The sequence below is a fragment of the Sphingomonas sp. genome (assembly GCF_035490575.1).
Lineage (GTDB): Bacteria > Pseudomonadota > Alphaproteobacteria > Sphingomonadales > Sphingomonadaceae > Sphingomonas.
On sequence record NZ_DATJLI010000146.1, the window covers coordinates 1 to 3392 of the forward strand.

At 64.8% G+C, this 3392-nt stretch carries 3 protein-coding genes and 1 pseudogene; 3 read left to right on the top strand and 1 reads right to left on the bottom strand.

Annotation, left to right across the window (positions count from 1 at the left end):
• Positions 1 to 259: 259 nt before the first annotated feature.
• The gene (locus VL973_RS10985) at positions 260 to 1150 is read right to left on the bottom strand and encodes a LysR family transcriptional regulator (RefSeq protein WP_325284063.1); all 891 of its coding nucleotides are present in this window, start codon (positions 1148 to 1150) and stop codon (positions 260 to 262) included.
• A gap of 55 nt (positions 1151 to 1205) precedes the next feature.
• Between VL973_RS10985 and VL973_RS10990 the strand changes: the two genes are divergently transcribed.
• The 3 genes and pseudogenes from VL973_RS10990 to VL973_RS11000 form a co-directional block, all read left to right on the top strand.
• Positions 1206 to 2354 carry an aldo/keto reductase gene (locus VL973_RS10990; RefSeq protein ID WP_325284064.1) on the top strand — a complete coding sequence of 383 codons (1149 nt, stop codon included), beginning with the start codon at positions 1206 to 1208 and terminating at the stop codon, positions 2352 to 2354.
• Between the two features lie 135 nt (positions 2355 to 2489).
• Positions 2490 to 3149 carry an RNA polymerase sigma factor gene (locus tag VL973_RS10995; RefSeq protein ID WP_325284065.1) on the top strand — a complete coding sequence of 220 codons (660 nt, stop codon included), beginning with the start codon at positions 2490 to 2492 and terminating at the stop codon, positions 3147 to 3149.
• Positions 3146 to 3392 (top strand): annotated as a pseudogene (locus VL973_RS11000) (hypothetical protein); the annotation flags it as partial. The gene VL973_RS10995 and the pseudogene VL973_RS11000, both read left to right, overlap by 4 nt.

Consider the following 3392-nt stretch of genomic DNA (forward strand, 5'->3'; position numbering starts at 1 on the left):
ACCTGAAGGTCACAGGTTCAAATCCTGTCCCCGCAACCAAACAAAAAAACGCCGCCCCGGGACCACCCCGAGGCGGCTTTTTCGTGTCGCCGCAATATGCAACCGCCAGGGCGCTTACAACATATCTCCTGCACGGACGCCCTTCCAGACAGAGCCGTTAACGTCCTGAAATGCCGGATCTTGTCGACGCGCATTCCCTTCCGCCGTGCAGGCGCGATCGGCGCATCATGGTATCCCGAACGCGGTCCCGACCGCAGCTTCAACCGTCTCGCATGGCGTGAAGGAAGGCGCGGAAGGCAGCGGTGGGCTGACGCCGGCTTGGATAATAAAGATGATTGGGCGGTAGCGCGGGCGCCCAGCCCGGCAGCACTTTGACCAGATCGCCCGACAACAGGTGCGGCGTAGCCTGCTCCGTAATGAGGCAGGCAATGCCAAGGCCCGCCAGCGCTGCGTCGCGCATGACGTCAACATCATTGGTGACAAAGCTGGTTGGCACCGCCTGCTGTGATGTCACCCCGTTTCGTTCGAACTCCCAGCGATGCACGGTGCCCGACGTGGAATGGCGATAGCTGATGCAGCGGTGCCGGCCGAGGTCTTCGGCATGATCCGGACAGCCATGATGCGCCAGATATCCCGGCGAAGCGACAAAGACCAACGACACCGGATCACTGATACGGATCGAGATCATGTCGCCCTGCAGCGCCTCCGCATGACGGACGCCGCAGTCAAACCGCTCGGCCACGATATCGACAAGGCCGTCATTGACGACCAGTTCGACCGAAACATCCGGACAATCGCGCGACAGCGCGGGCAATCGCGGCAGGATGATGTGAACCGCCGCCGGGCGATGGGCATTAACCCGAACCCGCCCCATCGGACGGTCACGCGCCGTGTCCAGCAGGCCCAGAACCTCTTCGACCGATGCCATGGCCGGACGCAGCCGCTCGAGCAGCGCCTCGCCAGCGCTCGTGGGGGCCAGCGATCGGGTCGTGCGATCCAGCAACCGGATGTCCAGTTTCGCTTCCAGCACGCGCATCGCGTGGCTGAGCGCCGATGCCGACAGGCCAAGCCGCCTTGCCGCACGGGCAAAGCTGCCCGCCTCCACAATCTGTGCAAAAATCGCGAGGCCCGACCAAAGATCGCGGTCCATCCGTGAAAATCCTTCAGCAACCCATGCAGCCCCCATCGGCTAATCTCAGGGGCGCATGCCATCCATATTCACTTTTGATATTTCCAATAGCCGGAGGTCATTCGTGAATCTTGAATCCTTTCGCCCTCTCGGCGCTTCGGGTCTGCTGGTCAGTCCCCTTGCGCTTGGCACCATGACCTTCGGTACGCCGCGCTGGGGCATGGACGCCGATGCCAGCCGCGGCGTGTTCGACCGCTATATCGGCCTTGGTGGCAATTTCATCGATACGGCCGATGTCTATTCTGGCGGCGCTTCGGAAGAGATGGTCGGCCGGTTCGTTGAGGAGTCCGGGCTGCGCGATCGATTGGTGATTGCGACAAAATCGGGCTTCAACACCGGCGAGGGTTTTCACCAGGGCGGCAATGGCGCCCGGCACATCCACGCCGCTGTCGATCGTTCGCTGAAACGGTTGAGGACCGACTTCATTGACCTTTACTGGATTCACATCTGGGACGGTATCACGCCGGCAGCGGAAATGCTCCGGACGATGAGCAACCTCATTGCGGCGGGCAAGATCCGCTATTGGGGCCTGTCCAACAGTCCCGCCTGGTATGCGGCCGAAATTGCGACGCTGGCACGGGCGCACATGCTTCCGGCGCCGGTCGGCCTGCAATATTTCTACTCGCTGGTGGAGCGCGGCGTCGAGGACGAGCATCTGCCGCTGGCCAAAGCGTTAGGAATGGGTCTCGTGCCCTGGAGTCCCCTCGCTTACGGGTTGCTCACTGGCAAATATGATCGTGCAACGGTCGAAGCGGGGCCGGTTCGTCAGGGCGGGGTGCCCAATGCCGGTGGCGCAGCCGGTGCGCGGGCGGAGGGTGATGGGCGGCTTGATGGGGATAATCCATTTGGTGATACACTTTTTACCGATCGCAACTGGCGTATCGTGGACGCGGTCAAGCGCGTTGCCGCGGATATGGGAGAGACCGCGGCGCGCGTGGCGCTCGCCTGGGTCGTCGGCCGTGCGGGGGTTGCCGCCACGCTGATGGGCGTCAGCCGCGCCGAGCAGATCACGGACAACGTCGCCGCGCTCGACCTCGTGCTGGCTGGGGAGCATCTGGCCGCGCTCGACGCCGTCAGCGCAGAGGGCGGGAAGTTCCTCTACGGCCTGTTCAAGCCGGAGGTTCGCAACCAGATCGTCTTCGGCGGCGGCCATGTGACGGCCTAGGCGCTGGATGTCCGATGGCCGCTTTTATGGGGCGTCGGCCAAGGCTGCGCCCATGCGTCTCCGTCGTGCTCATGAACCATGGGGAACTTCGGAATGCGCGGCGGGGGGAGTGAAACGGACACCGTCGATCCGGTCATGGCGGACGCCGCGTCGGCCGCGTCGGGCACGCACGATCGCCTGCCGATCGGCCCGCGCGGGCAGGGACCGGACCGCGCGGTGCAGACGCACGGCTTTTCCTTCCATCATGCGACCGCTAGAAGGCCCGACGCTTCGCCACGGATCGCACGCCAAACCATGCCGCCCACCGGTCTCGAAACCATCTATCTGGCCAATCGCGACAGGCTCGTCCGGTTTCTGAAAGCGCGCGGCGCGGGCGACGCAGCGGAAGATCTCGTCCACGATCTGTGGATCAATGTTTCGACGCGCGCCGACGGCCCGATCGCGAACCCGGCGGCCTATCTGTTTCGCGCCGCCGACCTGCTGATGATCGACCGATACCGGTCGCGCAGACAGGCGGAGCGTCGCGACCAGGCATGGGAAGACCATCGCCATCCGTTCGACAGCGCGGTTCCCAGCCCCGAGCGGGAGGTCAGCGCGCGTCAGGAAGCAGCGCGCGTTGCACAGGTCCTGGCCGCGATGGGGGAGCGCAAGTCCGCGATCTTCCGCCGGGTGCGGATCGACGGCGCGCCGCAGCGCCGCGTGGCGGAAGAGTTCGGCGTCAGTCTCAGCACCGTGGAGAGCGACCTGCGCGAGGTCGCCCGAGCGCTGTTGAAGCTTAAGGGTGAAATCCGATGAGCGCGTTCAGCGGGGGCGATGCAGTGCAGGATGTGGATGGCGAGGCGCTCGACTGGGCACTCCGCATGGCCGATCCCGACGCGGATTGGGAAGCCTTCACGACGTGGCTGGAAGGCGATCCGAACCGCGCCGCGCGCTATGACAACGCGGTGATGGCGCTGGACCAGGCCGCTCGCGCGGTCGCTGAACAGGCGGCGCGGGAGCCGGTGCCCCCGGAGCCGATGATTGCGAACGACCGCGACC